The following is a 16,275-nucleotide window of genomic DNA, read 5'->3' on the forward strand; positions in this document are numbered from 1 at the left end:
AACGAAAAGGAATCCGCCATGACCCAGGCTCTGGCCGATATGCGTCGCGACTACACCCGTGACGGTTTGACCGAGGCGCAAGCCCCGGCCGAGCCGTTTGCGCTGTTTCACCAGTGGTTCGCCGATGCGGTGAAAACCGAGCAGGCGCCGGTGGAAGCCAATGCCATGACCCTGGCCACGGTCGATGCCGACGGTCGTCCGCATTGCCGCATTTTGTTGCTCAAGGGCGTGGACGAGCAGGGCTTCACCTTCTTCACCAACTACGACAGCGCTAAGGGCCAGCATCTGGCGGCCAACCCGTTTGCCGCCATGACCTTCTTCTGGCCCACCCTGGAGCGCCAGGTGCGCATCGAAGGGCGGGTGGTCAAGGTCACGGCGCAAGAGTCCGACGCGTATTATCAGGTGCGTCCGCTGGGTAGCCGCCTCGGCGCCTGGGCCTCGCCGCAGAGCCGGGTCATCAACGGTCGTGGCGAACTGGAAAATTTGCTCAAGGCCACCGAGCAACGCTTCAGCGACAGCCAGCCGCACTGCCCGGAACATTGGGGCGGTTACCGCTTGTTGCCTGAGCGCATCGAGTTCTGGCAAGGCCGTCCGAGCCGCCTGCACGATCGCCTCAACTACCGCCTCCAGGGCGCCGAATGGATTCTGGAACGTCTGGCACCCTGAGCAGTCTACCGAGCGAGATAAACGCGGATGGCGCAGGATCGTTGATTTGACGCTACCTTGAGTGGACGCTCGCGGGCATCTGTACCAGGCCTGAATGGAAGCCAATTTTATCCGGATGGTGTCGTGACAGGCGCCAGGCCACGGGGTTTAATGAACACATGTTCTTTTGGAGTTGATGCTATGCGTAAGTCTGTTCTGCTGGTTGCTTCCTTTTCGACGATGGCGATGTTGCTGACCGGCTGCCAATCGAGCCTCACCGGCGACTCCTACTCCCGTGACGAAGCGCGTCGTGTGCAGACGATTCGCATGGGCACCATCGAATCCCTGCGACCGGTAAAAATCGAAGGCACCAAGACCCCGATCGGCGGCGCAGCAGGCGCAGTGGTCGGCGGCGTCGGCGGCAGCGCTATCGGCGGCGGCAAGGGCAGCATTGTGGCTGCGGTCATCGGGGCAGTGGCCGGCGGCCTGCTTGGCTCGGCCACCGAAGAAGGCCTGACCCGCACCCAGGGCGTGGAAATCACCGTCCGCGAAGACGACGGCAGCATGCGCGCCTATGTGCAGCAGGTTCAGGAGAATGAAGTATTCCGCGTTGGCGAGCGGGTGCGGATTTCCACCGTTGGCGGAACCAGCCGCGTTTCGCACTAAGCGGGAAGCCGGGTAAAAGAAAACCCCGATCAGGAGACTGATCGGGGTTTTTCTTTGCTTGTGAATTGCTCATTCAGTATGTGGCGCAGGTGCCCATGAAGTATTCGAGGCCCCTGTATTTGCTAAGTCATTGGTCTTCAGTGGATAGATATAGGTCAAGGTGTCGAGGCAGTTTTACGGCGCATGCTTGTTCAATATCAGTGATCTGTTGCTCCGTCAGCTTGTAATCGTAAAGAAGGTCTTCTTCCGTACTCCAACCCATAATGACTTTCAAATTGGACGTGGGGATGGAGAGCGCTTGCTCAAATACAGCAGAGTCGTCACCTTTTACTACGCCCATGATTCGATGCTTCACGGTTCTATCCTTCTTGTAGGATCTGCTGGTTTCGTTTGTTCGCCTGTTTCCTGGTTGTATTCCCCGAGATGCCTTCCACGCTTTGTATATTTCTCAATGGCGCCATGTCGGAAATCCCATTCGTAAATTATTCCCTCTCTATCTTTCCAGCGTGGCCGTAATCCTCCGCCACCCTTTATTGGTGTTTTTGGGGTAGCCCATCGAGCATCCGGATATGCAGGCAAATTTTTGGGTTTTTGATGGTAATTTCCCTGCGAAATACTGGCCACTATATAGAGCGGCCTCATGCCTGCTGCCGCAGGGAAGACCAAAATAAAATCCCGATACTCCGGCGGATAGACCGGATTCACCAGTATCCCGTCCGCCGCCTTCGTCGGTGGATACACCCAGATATGCGGTGCCTGCGGTGCGGCCTCCAGCGCTGGAATGCCTAGGATGTCCGAGCCATCCACCGCCGGGGTCCAGAGCAGTTCGACGCCTTCACCCAGATCGGCAACAAACCGGTCGCCGCGCGCAATGAACTGCACGACATCGACCATTTCCCAGTCGCGGTTCTTACCGGTGTAGAAACCGTAACCCTTGAGGCTGCCATCGGCCTGTTGCTCGACGCGCAGGCGCACGCGGGTTCGGGCTTGTTTGAGTGTGCTCAGTTGCTCATCGGTGTAGAGCGCGCTGTCGCCCAGGCTGGATGGCATCAAAAGCGCAATCAGCCCCACCAAAGTCGCAGCCGCCGCAGGGGAGGCGAGCGCCGGTAGCACTTCAAAAGCCGAGCCTGCCAAGGCCAGACTGCCGAACCCGACCGGGATGGTGTTGGCGCTGATTTTCTTGAGAGGAATGCCGCCGCTTGCGTCGGCTTCGCGAGCGCCGAGCAGGATCAGCTCGCCGTAATCCTTCAGGCTGTCGGTCGGCACCATGCCGGAAGGATTGCTGTAATCGATAATCGCATCCGGCAACTTGCAGGACTTGGCGAATACACAGCCGGCACGCACGGCTTCAGGTTTTTTCGCAGCCACTTCACGGCTGCGCTCGAACGCCTCCTGCCGCGCCAGCATCGCGTCGTAAGCGTTTTGCCCGGCTTCGCGCTCGGCCAGTTCTGCGGCCGTCATATACCGCCAGGTAACGTGATGCCCGTCGCCCTGCGGTGGGTTTTGCACCCGGGGAATGTCCTTGTTCCGCGCCACTGATCGTCCCTTCGTTCATCATCGACAGCCCCTCGGAAAGGGGCTGCACGACGTTATCGAAGCGGAGAAAGTGTGGCTGTAGGACGGGTCGCTAATGACGTGGGGATTGTTCGCTGCGTAACTGTCAGGCGGAGAATCTGTGGCGAGGGCCAAGCTCCCTCGCCACAGGGGTCATTGCAGTTGTGAATTCTTGCGACTCGCCGCCGCCGTCACCGCATAACCAATCACCGCCGCGAGAATCGAGCCGGTGAGGATGCCCATGCGATCCATGCCGGCGTAATCACTCACGCCCGGTTCGAAGGCCAGCGAGCCGACGAACAGGCTCATGGTGAAGCCGATGCCGCAGAGGATTGCCACGCCGAGGACCTGACCCCAGTTGGCGCCTTGGGGCAGGGCGGCGATGCCGATCTTGACCGCCAGCCAGGTCAGGCAGAACACGCCGACGGTCTTGCCCAACAGCAGGCCGATGGCGATGCCCATCGGTACGTCGTGGGTGAAGCTTTCGACGGTGACGCCGCTCAGTGACAGGCCGGCGTTGGCGAAGGCGAACAGCGGCAGGATGCCGTAGGCGACCCACGGGTGCAGCGCGTGTTCGAGGGTCAGCAGCGGCGACGACTCGGCGTTTTTCGTGCGCAGGGGAATGCAGAAAGCCAGGGTCACGCCGGCCAGTGTCGCGTGGACACCGCTCTTGAGCACGCAGACCCAGAGGATCAGGCCGATTATCATGTACGGCCCGAGCTTGACCACGCCGAGCCGGTTCATCGCCACCAGCGCGGCAATGCACGCAGCCGCCAGGCCAAGGGACAGGGTCGAGAGTTCGCCGGAATAGAAGATTGCGATGATGACGATGGCGCCCAGGTCATCGATGATCGCCAGGGTCATCAGGAACAGTTTCAGCGACACCGGCACGCGTTTGCCGAGCAGGGCCAATACGCCGAGGGCGAAGGCGATGTCGGTGGCGGTCGGAATGGCCCAGCCGCTCAGGGCGGCGGGGTTGTCGCGGTTGAGGAACCAGTAGATCAGCGCCGGCACCAGCATGCCGCCGATCGCCGCTGCGCCGGGCAGGACGATCTGCGAAGGCTTGGACAATTGGCCGTCGAGCACTTCGCGTTTGACTTCCAGACCGATCAGCAGGAAGAACATCGCCATCAGGCCGTCATTGATCCACAGCAGCAGGGGTTTGGCGATTTTCAACGCGCCGATCTGCGCCACCACCGGGGTGTCGAGCAGGCCGGTGTACAGCCACGACAGCGGTGAGTTGTTGATGATCAGCGCGAGAACGGCTGCGGCGATCAATAGCAGACCGCTGGCGGCTTCCAACTGAAAGAAACGCGTGAAAGTGCTACGCAGAGGCAAGGTCGCTCTCCATCGAATCAAGAAAAAGGTGAAACACCCTAACCCGTACCGTTAGTTGTTAAAACAAAAGTTATATTCTTTTTTGTTATATGTCGTTACAGGCTGTCTGGCTCGGGCAGCACTGAGCCTAGCAGTTGCCTGACACATTGAGACTCAGCTGTATCTTTGCCGCCTGCGGGATTTTTCCTAAGCTTGCGGCAGACCTTTTTCAGAAGACCGATCTTCTGGCTGATTCAACGAGAACCGAAACCATGAGCGACAACCGACAGTGGGCACGCGAAGCCATCCGCATCATCGAGGCGGACTTCCAGCGCAGCGCCGACACCCACCTGATCCCTTTGCCGCTGCCCGGTTTTGCCGGCATCGAGTTGTATTTCAAGGACGAATCCAGCCACCCGACCGGCAGCCTCAAGCATCGCCTGGCCCGTTCGCTGTTCCTTTACGCGCTGTGCAACGGCTGGCTGAAACCCGGCGCGCCGGTGATCGAAGCGTCCAGTGGTTCGACGGCGATTTCCGAAGCGTATTTCGCGCGCATGCTCGGTTTGCCGTTTATCGCAGTAATGCCGGCGACCACCTCGAAAGAGAAGATTGCCCAGATTGCTTTTTACGGCGGGCAGAGTCATCTGGTGCAGGATCCGACGCAGATCTACGCCGAATCCGAGCGCCTGGCCCGCGAGCATGGCGGTCACTTTATCGATCAGTTCACCTACGCCGAACGTGCCACCGACTGGCGGGCGAACAACAACATCGCCGAGTCGATCTTCCAGCAGATGCGCTACGAAAAGCACCCTGAACCGACCTGGCTGATTTCCAGCCCCGGCACCGGCGGCACCACCGCGACCCTCGGCCGTTACGTGCGCTATCGCCAGCACTGCACCCGCGTGTTGTGTGCCGATGCCGAGCGTTCGGTGTTCTTCGATTTCTATCAGAGCGGTGATGCCAGCCTGCGTCTGGACTGCGGCTCGCGCATCGAGGGCATTGGTCGACCTAGGGTGGAAGCGTCGTTCCTGCCCAAGGTGATCGATGCGATGGTCAAGGTGCCGGACGCCCTGTCGCTGGCGGCCATGCATTATCTGGCGCAGCGTTTGGGGCGGCATGTCGGCGGGTCGAGCGGGACCAATCTGATCGGTGCGCTGATGGCGGCGCAGCAGATGAAAGCGGCGGGGCAGTCGGGGTCGATCGTGGCGATCCTGTGCGATGGCGGAGAGCGTTATGCCGACACGTATTACGATCAGCAATGGCTGAAGGCGCAGGGCTATGAACTGGGTGATTTGATTGCAGCGGTGGCGGCGAGTGCCGAGCGCGGGGAGGCGCTGCCGACCTCGGTGCTGCGCGCGAATATCTAAAGCTCAACGCAGAAACCACTGTGGGAGCGAGCCTGCTCGCGAAGGCGGAATCACATTCAACAACTTCGTTGAGTGACAGACCGCTTTCGCGAGCAGGCTCGCTCCCACAGGGTTTTGTGTTGGGTCAGCTGATGCTGATCAGGCTTCCAGTCCGAGGATATCGCGAGCCACTGCCTCGGCAATGCGAATCCCGTCAACACCCGCCGAGAGAATCCCGCCGGCATAGCCCGCGCCTTCACCGGCCGGGAACAGGCCTTTGACGTTCATGCTCTGCAGCGACTCATTGCGGGTGATGCGCAGCGGCGATGAAGTGCGGGTCTCGATCCCGGTCAGCACGGCGTCGTGCAGCGAATAACCGCGAATCTGCTTCTCGAACGCGGGCAAGGCTTCACGGATCGCCTCAATGGCAAAGTCCGGTAGCGCCAAGGCCAGATCGCCCAAGGCCACGCCCGGCTTGTACGACGGCTCGACTTCGCCCAGTTCGGTCGATGGTATGTCGTTGATGAAGTCGCCAACCAGTTGCGCCGGAGCCTTGTAGTCGCTGCCGCCAAGGATGAACGCGTGGGATTCCAGGCGCTCCTGCAACTCGATACCGGCGAGCGGGCCGCCCGGATAGTCGACTTCCGGAGTAATGCCGACGACGATGCCGGAGTTGGCATTGCGCTCGTTACGCGAGTACTGGCTCATGCCATTGGTGACCACGCGATTGGGCTCAGACGTCGCAGCGACCACGGTGCCGCCTGGGCACATGCAGAAGCTGTACACCGAACGGCCATTCTTGGCGTGGTGCACCAGTTTGTAATCGGCCGCGCCAAGTTTCGGGTGGCCGGCGTACTTGCCCAGGCGCGCGCGGTCGATCAGCGACTGCGGATGTTCGATGCGGAAACCCACCGAGAACGGCTTGGCTTCCATGAACACGCCACGGCTATGGAGCATGCGGAAGGTGTCGCGGGCGCTGTGGCCGAGGGCCAGAACCACATGCTTCGAATGCAAGGTTTCGCCGCTGGCCAGTTGCACGCCGACCAGTTGGCTGTCTTCGATCAGCACGTCGCTGACGCGCTCCTGGAAGCGCACTTCACCGCCCAGTTCGCGGATCTGCTCGCGCATGTTTTCGACCATACCGGTCAGGCGGAACGTACCGATGTGCGGCTTGCTGACGTAGAGGATTTCTTCCGGCGCGCCGGCCTTGACGAACTCGTGCAGGACTTTGCGGCCGAGGAATTTCGGGTCCTTGATCTGGCTGTACAGCTTGCCGTCGGAGAACGTGCCCGCGCCGCCTTCGCCAAACTGCACGTTAGACTCGGGATTGAGCACGCTTTTGCGCCACAGGCCCCAGGTGTCTTTGGTGCGCTGACGGACTTCGGTGCCGCGTTCGAGAATGATCGGTTTGAAGCCCATTTGTGCCAGCAGCAGGCCGGCGAAGATGCCGCACGGGCCGAAACCGACGACGATCGGCCGCTGACCCGGATCGCTCGGTGCCTGACCAACGAATTTGTAGCTGACATCCGGCGCCACGTTGACGTTACGGTCGTCGGCAAACTTGCCCAACACTCTGGCCTCGTCGCGTACGTTGAGGTCGATGGTGTAGATGAAGCACAGTTCGGAGGACTTTTTGCGCGCGTCATAGCTGCGCTTGAACAAGGTGAAATCGAGCAGATCATCGCTGGCGATGCCCAGACGCTGCACGATGGCGGCGCGCAGGTCTTCTTCGGGATGGTCGATTGGCAGCTTGAGTTCAGTGATTCGTAACATGGCGGGGATCCGGATTCGCGGGGCGCACAACTGCGCCAGGGCGTTTGAAGGCGGCGATTATAAGCCGCCGCGAGCGGATCCGTGGGGGAAAAACGATCAGTCGTTGCGCGCGCCGCCGAAATAGCCGCAGCCGCGCTGGACCTGGCCGTCGATACGCAACTCGGCGCTCATATGCTGCACGCTGCCGGTGCTGCTGTCGACGCAGCGCTGTGGCGCAACCCACAATTCGATGCGCTGGTTGTTGGCTTCGCTGCTGAGATTGAAGCGGCCGTCGCCCAGTTGCTCTTCCACATACGGCACGGCGAGTGGAGCCTGGCCGTCGCGCTCGATGACCATGCCTTTGCCGCTGACCTTGACGTTCCACTCCGGGCCATGGCCGGCGGCGCGCAGGATCAGCAGTTTGAAATTCGGATCGTCGCAGGCCGTGCCCGAGCGCTCGACGCGATACAACTGGCCGAGGTCGAGACGGTCGCCGGAGACCTTGCCGCGCACATCGGCAAACAGCTTGCCCTGTTCGTCGGCGAGTGTAGCGGCCTCTTGCAGGACGCTGGTGCCGCCGATGTCGTTGACCACCAGTTGCCGCTGATCCTGGCACGGCTGGAACACCAGTTTGCCGTCGGCGGCGGTCAGTTGCCCCTGCATGCGCGTCTGTCCGGCATGGGACACACTTCCACGCTGGCCGTCGAACAACTGGCAGGCGGCAAACATCGGCAGCAGGGCAACGAGGACGAACGAACGGGCAACACGCATCTTTGGCTCTCCAGACAAGTGCTGCCACGTTACGCAGCCTGACCGCTCATCACAAGGGCCTTAACCCACGTGAAACGTCTGACCGGTTTGCAGGCCTTCGACACTTTTCGCGTAGGCCAATGCCACTTCCGCGGCAGGAACCGGCTTGAAGCCACGGAAGTAAGGCGCGTATTTGCCCAGGGCTTCGGTCAGCACGGTCGGGCTCACCGAGTTCACCCGCAGGCCACGCGGCAGTTCGATGGCGGCGGCGCGGACGAAGCTGTCGAGGGCGCCGTTAACCAGCGCTGCCGAAGCGCCGCTGCGAATCGGATCGTGGCTGAGCACGCCGGTGGTAAAGGTGAACGAGGCGCCGTCATTGGCGAACTCGCGGCCGATCAGCAGCAGATTGACCTGGCCCATCAACTTGTCTTTCAGGCCGAGGGCGAAGCTGTCCCCAGTCATCTCGTCCAGCGCTGCGAACGTCACGTTGCCCGCCGCGCAGATCAGCGCATCGAACTTGCCGGTCTGTTCGAACAGCTTGCGGATCGAGGCGCTGTCGCTGATATCCACTTGCAAGTCACCGCTGTTGCGGCCGATACGAATGACCTCGTGGCGTTGCGACAATTCTTTGTCCACCGCTGAGCCGATGGTGCCGCCTGCGCCTATCAACAGAATTTTCATCGTGCTGTACCCCATGTGTGTGAATGAGGTTTCAGTCTAGAGTGGTTTTTTCCGCGGATAAGCGCACTAATGGGCAACCTTTGGTTTTCACTTGGAAACAATCCATGAGCGAAATGGATGATCTCGCCGCGTTCGCCGTGCTGATCGAGGCCGGCAGTTTTACCCTTGCGGCGCAGCAGTTGGGCTGCAGCAAGGGCCAGTTGTCCAAGCGTATCAGCCAGCTCGAAGCGCAGTTCGGTGTGGTATTGCTGCAACGCACCACCCGGCGCTTGAGCCTGACGGCGGCGGGGGCGGCGCTGCTGCCGCAGGCCCAGGCGCTGGTGGTCCAGGTCGAACGCGCACGGCAGGCTTTGGCGCGGTTGAAGGACGACATGGCCGGCCCCGTGCGCATGACGGTTCCGGTGTCGCTCGGCGAGACCTTCTTCGACGGCTTGCTGCTGGAGTTTTCCGGGCAATACCCGGAGGTGCAGATCGAGCTGGAGCTGAACAACAGTTATCGCGATCTGTCGCGCGATGGCTTTGATCTGGCGATTCGCGCCGAAGTGGCCAATGACGATCGGCTGGTGGCCAAGCCGCTGTTGGCGTGGCACGAAATGACCTGCGCCAGCCCGGCCTACCTCGAGCGCTTCGGCGAGCCGGCGACGCCCCATGCCTTGGCCGAGCATCGTTGTCTGCTCAACAGCCATTACAGCGGTCGCGAAGAATGGCTGTATCACCAGCAGCACGAGTTGCTGCGGGTGCGGGTTTCGGGTCCGTTTGCCAGCAATCACTACAGCCTGTTGAAGAAAGCAGCGCTGTCCGGCGCCGGCATCGCGCGTTTGCCGTCGTATCTACTGCAAGCGGAACTGGCTGACGGCCGCTTGCGCTGGTTGCTGCGCGATTACCAGACCCGACGCATGCCGATGTATCTGGTGCACCCGTATCAGGGTGGATTGCCCAAGCGCACGCAGGTGTTGGCGGATTATTTGATGGGCTGGTTCAAGCGCAGTGGCGAGGCGCTGGATCGACTCCAGCGCTGACACCGAACCTGTGTAGGAGCTGCCGAAGGCTGCGATCTTTTGATTTTTAGAAGCAAGATCAAAAGATCGCAGCCTTCGGCAGCTCCTACAATTTCAGGTCAGCCTTGGAAACGGCGGGCAATCAGCTGATCGATCGACAATTTGCCGGGCCCGGTCGCCATCAGGTACAGCAACACCGCCGCCCAGGTGCCGTGGGTCGGGTAGGCATCCGGGTAGACGAACAGTTGGATAGTCAACGTCATGCCGAGCAATGCCAGCGCCGAAAATCGTGTGGCGAAGCCGAGCAGGATCAGTAGCGGAAACACATGCTCGGCAAACGCCGCCAGATGCGCGGCAATTTCCGGCGACAGCAGCGGCAGGTTGTACTCGCTCTGAAACAGCGGAATCGTCGAATCGGCCAAACGTGGCCAGCCCAGTTCAAAAGTGCCGTCAATCAAATCGACGGCCAGTCCTTCGACCTTGGTTTGCCCGGATTTCCAGAACACCGCAGCGATGGAAAAACGCGCGATGAGGGCAATCAGGCTGTGCGGGATTTTTTCCAACAGCGCGAGGACGCGCAGGATAAAGGCGTTCATGGCAACTCCTTGTAATTCAGCTGGGTGATCGCGTTATGCGCAATCAGTAAGGCGAGGGTTTGCGCGAGATCGAACGGCGGGCTGTTTTCTGCCGCCGCGAGCAACGGCGAGCCCTGAAGCAGATGACCAATGAACACGCTCGCACCCGCCTCAAGAGCGAACACCTCAACGTCGAGACCGTTGCGCAGCACCAGGGCATGCTGGCCTTGATGGAGGCCAATGCCCGCCAGACTTGGCTCCTGCTGATGCGCGGCCCAGATCGCCACCACCGCAAAAGCAGAGTCGAGCAGCTGCAGCGAGGGATGCAGTTCGAAACACAGTTCACTCAGCGACTGCGGATCGGCCAGCGCGGCACTGACTTGTTCAGGCCGGATCGGCTGCGCATCGGCGGCGTGGTAGGCAACAGTACGCAAGTGCTCCAGTCGCGCGACGTCTGCGACATAAGGCACGCCGGCAATGGGTTCGAATTGTGCGATGAAGTCGGCGAAGTCCTCGCCATAGAGGCTCATCAACGGACTGTGAGGCGGCTGACTCTGGACGAAAATCGCCGCCATGGCGCGGAAGAATTCCTCGCCGACCAATTGCAGCACCACCGGATAACTGTCGGCCAGGGCATTGATCAGCGAGCTTTGCACGTTGTTGCGATAGACCGCGAAACGCCGCGACGGATCAGCGCCATTGCGGCTGCACAGGCCCTTGGGATGCGGCAGTTGCGCATTGAGCAGGGCGGCGGCGAAGTCCGCTTGCGTGCTCATGCCGCACGCTCCGCGCGGCGCAACAGCGTCTCGGCTTGCTGCGCTTCGGCGAGCAATGCGTTGAAAGTCGGGACGTGATTATCGCGTTCGATGAGTGTCGCCACCGGGCCGATACGTTGCAGCACTTGCCGGTACAGATCCCAGACGGCCGGATCAATCGGCGCGCCGTGATCGTCGATCAGCAAGCGGTCGCCGAGGTTGTCGCAATCTTCAGCGAAGCCGGCCAGATGAATCTCGCCGACTGCGTGCAGCGGTAACGCATCAAGGTAGGCCAAAGGATCGCGCTGATGATTGATGCACGACACGTAGACATTGTTGACGTCGAGCAACAAGCCGCAGCCGCTGCGGCGGATTACTTCGGCGATGAACTCGGCCTCGTCGATCGTCGAGTGCTCAAATCCCAGATAGGTCGCCGGGTTCTCCAGCAGCATCGGTCGTTTCAGAGTGTTCTGCACCTGGTCGATGTGCGCACAGACGCGGTTCAGCGTCGGCGTGTCGTAAGCCAGTGGCAGCAGGTCATTGAGGAACACCGGGCCGTGGCTCGACCACGCCAGATGTTCGGAAAAGGCTTGCGGTTGATAGCGCTCGATCAGCTCGGCGAGGCGTTTGAGGTGCTGGCTGTCCAGCGGGCCTTCGCCACCGATCGACAGTCCCACGCCATGCAGTGACAGCGGGTACTGTTCGCGAATCAGACCGAGAAAATGATGAAACGGGCCGCCGGCCACCATGTAGTTTTCGGCGTGGACCTCGAAGAAACCGAGGTCCGGTACGGAGCCGAGCACATCAAGGAAGTGCCCGGTCTTGAGCCCCAGCCCGGCGCGGGCAGGGAGCTCGGTGCGAGCTGCCTGAGTGCGCGGCAGGGACGGTTCGTGATGACTGAACATGGGCGTCACTCAGGCAGGCCGTGGATCAGGACTTGGCTTTGAAGGCTTCGAGCTGACCGAAACCGGTCGGCGAGGTTTTGCTCTCGGTGGTGGCGCAGGTGCCTTTCGGAACGAGCTTCCAGGCGTTGGCCTGATAGTCCATTTTCGCCGTGCCGGCGCAGGTAGTCCCGGCACCTGCGGCGCAATCGTTCTTGCCCTTCATGGCCACGCCGAAGCATTTTTCCATGTTGGCATCGGCGGCCTGGGCGGTGGAGACAGTGGCGATGCTCAGAGCGGAACCGAGGGCCAGAACCAGGGCGGTAGCGGACAGGGTACGGGTAGTCGCAGTCATGATGTTTCTCCAGGTTTATCAGGGTTTCTGCAAGTGCTGTTGCGCTTGCTTGTCCCTCTAGAGAACGGGTGGGGGGATGCGTTACAGGTGGGGCGAGAAATTTATAAAAAATTTCGGATTCAGCAGTATCCCCGTGGGAGCGAGCCTGCTCGCGATGGCGGTGTGTCAGGCACCCATAATGTTGAATGACAGAGCGCTTTCGCGAGCAGGCTCGCTCCCACAGAGGATCGGTGTTTTTCGTTTGGGCATAAAAAAACGGCCCGAAGGCCGTTTTTTTGTGCAGCGATAACACTCAACCGCCGAGGTACGCCTCGCGCACTTTCGGGTCGGTCAGCAGCGCTTCACCGGTGCCTTGCATGACCACGCGGCCGTTCTCCAGAACGTAGGCGCGGTCAGCGATTTTCAGTGCCTGGTTGGCGTTCTGCTCGACCAGGAACACCGTCACACCGTCCTTGCGCAGCTGTTCGATGATGTCGAAGATCTGCTGGATGATGATCGGCGCCAGACCCAGCGATGGCTCGTCGAGCAGCAGCAGCTTGGGCTTGCTCATCAGTGCACGGCCGATAGCGAGCATCTGCTGTTCGCCGCCGGACATGGTGCCGCCGCGCTGGTTGAAACGCTCTTTCAGGCGTGGGAAAAGTCCGAGGACCTTGTCCATCTGTTCCTGATAGTCGCCCTTGTCGGTGAAAAATCCGCCCATCGACAGGTTTTCTTCCACGGTCAGACGGGCAAACACCCGACGGCCTTCCGGGACCACGGCGATGCTCTTGCGCATGATCTGCGACGAGTCCTGGCCGACCAGTTCCTCACCCATGTAGCGGATGCTGCCGCTGTGCGCCTGCGGCGAACCGCAGAGTGTCATCAGCAGCGTGGATTTGCCGGCACCGTTGGCGCCGATCAGCGTCACGATCTCGCCCTGACGGACTTCGACGTTGACGCTGTGCAGGGCCTGAATCTTGCCGTAGAAGGTGGAAACGTTTTCGAACTGCAGCATTTACGCTTCCCCCAGGTAGGCTTTGATCACTTCAGGATTGTCGCGGATCTGTTCCGGCGTACCGTCGGCCAGCGGCGTGCCCTGATTGATCACGACGATGTGGTCGGAAATGCTCATGACCAGTTTCATGTCGTGTTCAATCAGCAGCACGGTGACGTTGTGCTCTTCGCGCAACACACCGATCAGCGCCTTGAGGTCTTCGGTTTCCTTCGGGTTCAGGCCGGCGGCCGGTTCGTCGAGCATGAGAATCCGCGGACGGGTCATCATGCAGCGGGCGATTTCCAGACGCCGTTGCTGGCCGTAGGCGAGGGTGCCGGCGGTGCGGTTGGCGAACTCTTTGAGGTTGACCTTTTCCAGCCAGTATTCGGCAAACTCCATCGCCTCGCGCTCGCTTTTGCGGAACGCCGGGGTCTTGAACAGGCCGGACAGGAAGTTGGTGTTCAAGTGACGGTGCTGGGCGATCAACAGGTTCTCGACCGCGGTCATGTCCTTGAACAAACGCACGTTCTGGAAGGTACGCACCACGCCTTTGAGGGCGATCTTGTGGCCCGGCAGGCCCTGGATCGGCTCGCCGTCGAGCAGGATGCTGCCGCCGGTAGGCTGATAGAAACCGGTCAGGCAGTTGAACACGGTGGTCTTGCCGGCGCCGTTCGGGCCGATCAGGGCAACCACCTGTTTTTCCTTGACGGTCAGCGCCACGCCGTTGACCGCTAGCAAGCCGCCGAAGCGCATGCTCAGATTTTCGACTTTAAGGATCTCGCGGCTCATTTGCGCAACTCCATGTGTGGGCGTTGCATCGGCAGCAGACCTTGTGGACGCCAGATCATCATCAGCACCATCAGCGCACCGAACATCAACATGCGGTACTCGCTGAACTCACGCATCATTTCCGGCAACAGGATCATCACGATCGCCGCCAGAATCACGCCCAGTTGCGAGCCCATGCCGCCCAACACGACGATGGCGAGGATGATCGCCGACTCGATGAAGGTGAACGACTCCGGCGTTACCAGCCCCTGACGTGCAGCGAAGAAGCTGCCGGCGAAACCGGCGAACGCAGCGCCCAGGGTGAAGGCGGAGAGCTTGATCACGGTCGGGTTCAGGCCCAACGCGCGGCAGGCGATTTCGTCTTCACGCAGTGCTTCCCACGCACGGCCGATCGGCATGCGCAGCAGACGGTTGATCACGAACAGCGCGGCCAGTGCGAGCAACAGCGCAACCAGGTAAAGGAAGATCACCTTGTTGATCGAGTTGTATTGCAGGCCGAAATACTCGTGGAACGTCTGCAGGCCTTCGGCGGCTTTGCGCTCGAAGGTCAGGCCGAAGAACGTCGGTTTTTCGATGTTGCTGATGCCGTTCGGGCCACCGGTGATGTCGGTCAGGTTACGCAGGAACAGACGGATGATTTCGCCGAAACCCAAGGTCACGATCGCCAGATAGTCGCCGCGCAGACGCAACACCGGGAAGCCCAGCAGGAAGCCGAACGTCGCCGCCATCAGGCCGGCAATCGGCAGGCAGATCCAGAAGCTCAAACCGTAGTAATGCGACAGCAGCGCGTAGCTGTAGGCGCCGACGGCGTAGAAACCGACGTAACCGAGGTCAAGCAGACCGGCCAAACCGACGACGATGTTCAGGCCCAGGCCGAGCATCACGTAGATCAGGATCAGCGTTGCGATATCCACCGCGCCACGGGAGCCGAAGAACGGCCAGACCAGGGCGATCAGAATCAGCGCAATGATGAAATAGCGCTGGGTGGTTGGCAGGGTCAGGAAGTTGCTGGCCTTGGCCGGGATCAGCGGCATGCCCGGCGAGGAGCGCCAGGCCTTGCTGATCTGCTGGTTGAACAGCACGCGCAGGAACATCAGCACCGAGCAGATCGCGATGGTCGCGAGTACCGCAGGGCTGGTGTTGTGCACTTCCAGATTGATGCCGACGATGGTCAGTTTCAGACCCAGTACCGGGTAGGCCACCGCCCACACCAGCAAGGCACTGAATAGTGCCTGTTTAAGATTCCTAGTCATACTTTCTCAACCTCCGGACGGCCCAGAATGCCGGTCGGACGGAACAACAGCACCAGAACCAGCAGGCCGAACGCAACGACGTCCTTGTACTGGTCGCCGAAGATATCGGCACCGAACGCTTCCGCTACACCGAGCACCAAGCCGCCGAGCATTGCCCCGGGGATGCTGCCGATGCCGCCCAGTACCGCAGCGGTGAAGGCCTTGAGGCCGACGAGGAAACCGGCGTTAGGGTTGATCACGCCGTATTGCATGCTCAACAGCACGGCAGCGACCGCCGCCAGCGCAGCACCGATGACGAAGGTCAGGGCGATGATGTTGTTGGTGTTGATGCCGAGCAGGTTGGCCATCTTGATGTCCTCGGCACAGGCGCGGCAGGCGCGGCCCAGACGGGAACGGGAGATGAACAGGGTCAGGCCGAGCATGGCGATCAGGGTCACCACGAACACCACGATCTGCATGTAGGAAATCAGCACTTCTTGTGCGCCACCCGGACCGAAGGCGAAGTTGCCCGGGATCAGGTTGGGGATAGCTTTGTCCTTGGAGTCTTGCGCCAGCAGAACAGTGTTCTGCAGGAAGATCGACATACCGATGGCAGAAATCAGCGGGATCAGACGGTTACTGCCGCGCAGGGGGCGGTAGGCGATCCGTTCGATGCTGTAACCGTAGGAACTGGTCACGACGATGCTGGCGATGAACGCCGCGGTCATCAACAGCGGGACACTGTCGAGTCCCATCATGGTCAGCCCGGCGATGGCGATGAAGGCCACGTAGGAACCGATCATGTACACCTCGCCGTGGGCGAAGTTGATCATTCCAATGATGCCGTAGACCATCGTGTAGCCGATGGCGATCAGGGCATACATGCTGCCAACGTTGAGGCCGTTAACCAGCTGTTGGAAGAAGTGATAGAGGTCAGGCATTACAGCGCTCCTAAAAACCTGTACGCATTTCACTGGTGGAGTCATTTTCCCGCCCGGCCCCGTGG

General features: G+C 60.7%; 18 protein-coding genes. 4 read left to right on the top strand and 14 right to left on the bottom strand.

The annotated features are described in order from the left end of the window. Positions 1-18: 18 nt before the first annotated feature. Both pdxH and AB4N73_RS01205 read left to right on the top strand, forming a co-directional pair. Positions 19-666: a pyridoxamine 5'-phosphate oxidase gene (gene pdxH, locus AB4N73_RS01200; RefSeq protein WP_460142832.1), complete on the top strand. Its 648-nt coding sequence runs from the start codon at positions 19-21 to the stop codon at positions 664-666. 180 nt (positions 667-846) lie between these two features. After that, the gene (locus AB4N73_RS01205; RefSeq protein ID WP_016771369.1) at positions 847-1,311 is read left to right on the top strand and encodes an outer membrane lipoprotein; all 465 of its coding nucleotides are present in this window, start codon (positions 847-849) and stop codon (positions 1,309-1,311) included. Between the two features lie 127 nt (positions 1,312-1,438). Here AB4N73_RS01205 and AB4N73_RS01210 read toward each other — a convergent pair whose 3' ends face one another. The 3 genes from AB4N73_RS01210 to nhaA form a co-directional block, all read right to left on the bottom strand. Beyond that, positions 1,439-1,666 (bottom strand): hypothetical protein, encoded by a 228-nt coding sequence (locus AB4N73_RS01210; protein WP_056783366.1) that lies wholly within the window; start codon positions 1,664-1,666, stop codon positions 1,439-1,441. Beyond that, on the bottom strand, positions 1,663-2,847 hold the full coding sequence (locus AB4N73_RS01215) for a colicin E3/pyocin S6 family cytotoxin (RefSeq protein WP_460142833.1): 1,185 nt from the start codon (positions 2,845-2,847) through the stop codon (positions 1,663-1,665). Before AB4N73_RS01215 ends, AB4N73_RS01210 begins: the two co-directional genes overlap by 4 nt. A gap of 171 nt (positions 2,848-3,018) precedes the next feature. Then, positions 3,019-4,203: a Na+/H+ antiporter NhaA gene (gene nhaA / locus AB4N73_RS01220; RefSeq protein ID WP_460142834.1), complete on the bottom strand. Its 1,185-nt coding sequence runs from the start codon at positions 4,201-4,203 to the stop codon at positions 3,019-3,021. 251 nt (positions 4,204-4,454) lie between these two features. Between nhaA and AB4N73_RS01225 the strand changes: the two genes are divergently transcribed. After that, on the top strand, positions 4,455-5,549 hold the full coding sequence (locus AB4N73_RS01225; protein WP_236168019.1) for a PLP-dependent cysteine synthase family protein: 1,095 nt from the start codon (positions 4,455-4,457) through the stop codon (positions 5,547-5,549). Positions 5,550-5,687: 138 nt separating this feature from the next. Here AB4N73_RS01225 and AB4N73_RS01230 read toward each other — a convergent pair whose 3' ends face one another. The 3 genes from AB4N73_RS01230 to AB4N73_RS01240 all read right to left on the bottom strand — a co-directional run bounded on the left by AB4N73_RS01230 (position 5,688) and on the right by AB4N73_RS01240 (position 8,711). Further along, positions 5,688-7,301 (bottom strand): NAD(P)/FAD-dependent oxidoreductase, encoded by a 1,614-nt coding sequence (locus AB4N73_RS01230; protein WP_460142835.1) that lies wholly within the window; start codon positions 7,299-7,301, stop codon positions 5,688-5,690. 96 nt (positions 7,302-7,397) lie between these two features. Further along, positions 7,398-8,051, bottom strand: coding sequence for a COG3650 family protein (locus tag AB4N73_RS01235; RefSeq protein WP_460142836.1), 654 nt, complete (start codon positions 8,049-8,051; stop codon positions 7,398-7,400). A gap of 60 nt (positions 8,052-8,111) precedes the next feature. Beyond that, positions 8,112-8,711, bottom strand: coding sequence for a short chain dehydrogenase (locus AB4N73_RS01240; RefSeq protein ID WP_071174609.1), 600 nt, complete (start codon positions 8,709-8,711; stop codon positions 8,112-8,114). Positions 8,712-8,815: 104 nt separating this feature from the next. Between AB4N73_RS01240 and AB4N73_RS01245 the strand changes: the two genes are divergently transcribed. Beyond that, a complete protein-coding gene (locus AB4N73_RS01245; RefSeq protein WP_056783386.1) occupies positions 8,816-9,730 on the top strand; it encodes a LysR family transcriptional regulator in 915 nt (304 codons plus the stop codon). Positions 9,731-9,828: 98 nt separating this feature from the next. On the opposite strand, the gene AB4N73_RS01250 is transcribed toward AB4N73_RS01245, so the two are convergent. From AB4N73_RS01250 to livH, 8 genes are all read right to left on the bottom strand, one after another. Then, positions 9,829-10,305 (bottom strand): DoxX family protein, encoded by a 477-nt coding sequence (locus AB4N73_RS01250; protein ID WP_460142837.1) that lies wholly within the window; start codon positions 10,303-10,305, stop codon positions 9,829-9,831. Next, on the bottom strand, positions 10,302-11,060 hold the full coding sequence (locus tag AB4N73_RS01255; RefSeq protein ID WP_460142838.1) for an HvfC/BufC N-terminal domain-containing protein: 759 nt from the start codon (positions 11,058-11,060) through the stop codon (positions 10,302-10,304). Before AB4N73_RS01255 ends, AB4N73_RS01250 begins: the two co-directional genes overlap by 4 nt. After that, positions 11,057-11,944 carry an MNIO family bufferin maturase gene (bufB, locus tag AB4N73_RS01260; RefSeq protein WP_460142839.1) on the bottom strand — a complete coding sequence of 296 codons (888 nt, stop codon included), beginning with the start codon at positions 11,942-11,944 and terminating at the stop codon, positions 11,057-11,059. The genes AB4N73_RS01255 and bufB overlap by 4 nt, the downstream gene beginning before the upstream one ends. Positions 11,945-11,969: 25 nt before the next feature. Next, positions 11,970-12,275: a BufA1 family periplasmic bufferin-type metallophore gene (locus AB4N73_RS01265; RefSeq protein WP_016771358.1), complete on the bottom strand. Its 306-nt coding sequence runs from the start codon at positions 12,273-12,275 to the stop codon at positions 11,970-11,972. Between the two features lie 292 nt (positions 12,276-12,567). Continuing rightward, on the bottom strand, positions 12,568-13,269 hold the full coding sequence (locus AB4N73_RS01270) for an ABC transporter ATP-binding protein (protein WP_003222380.1): 702 nt from the start codon (positions 13,267-13,269) through the stop codon (positions 12,568-12,570). Further along, positions 13,270-14,037: a high-affinity branched-chain amino acid ABC transporter ATP-binding protein LivG gene (gene livG, locus AB4N73_RS01275; RefSeq protein WP_016771357.1), complete on the bottom strand. Its 768-nt coding sequence runs from the start codon at positions 14,035-14,037 to the stop codon at positions 13,270-13,272. It lies immediately after the preceding gene. Beyond that, positions 14,034-15,290, bottom strand: coding sequence for a high-affinity branched-chain amino acid ABC transporter permease LivM (locus tag AB4N73_RS01280; protein WP_016771356.1), 1,257 nt, complete (start codon positions 15,288-15,290; stop codon positions 14,034-14,036). Before AB4N73_RS01280 ends, livG begins: the two co-directional genes overlap by 4 nt. Next, entirely contained in the window at positions 15,287-16,210 is a 924-nt protein-coding gene (gene livH / locus AB4N73_RS01285) for a high-affinity branched-chain amino acid ABC transporter permease LivH (RefSeq protein ID WP_016771355.1), read from the bottom strand. Before livH ends, AB4N73_RS01280 begins: the two co-directional genes overlap by 4 nt. Positions 16,211-16,275 lie beyond the last annotated feature (65 nt).

The sequence above is a fragment of the Pseudomonas sp. S3_B08 genome (assembly GCF_054667725.1).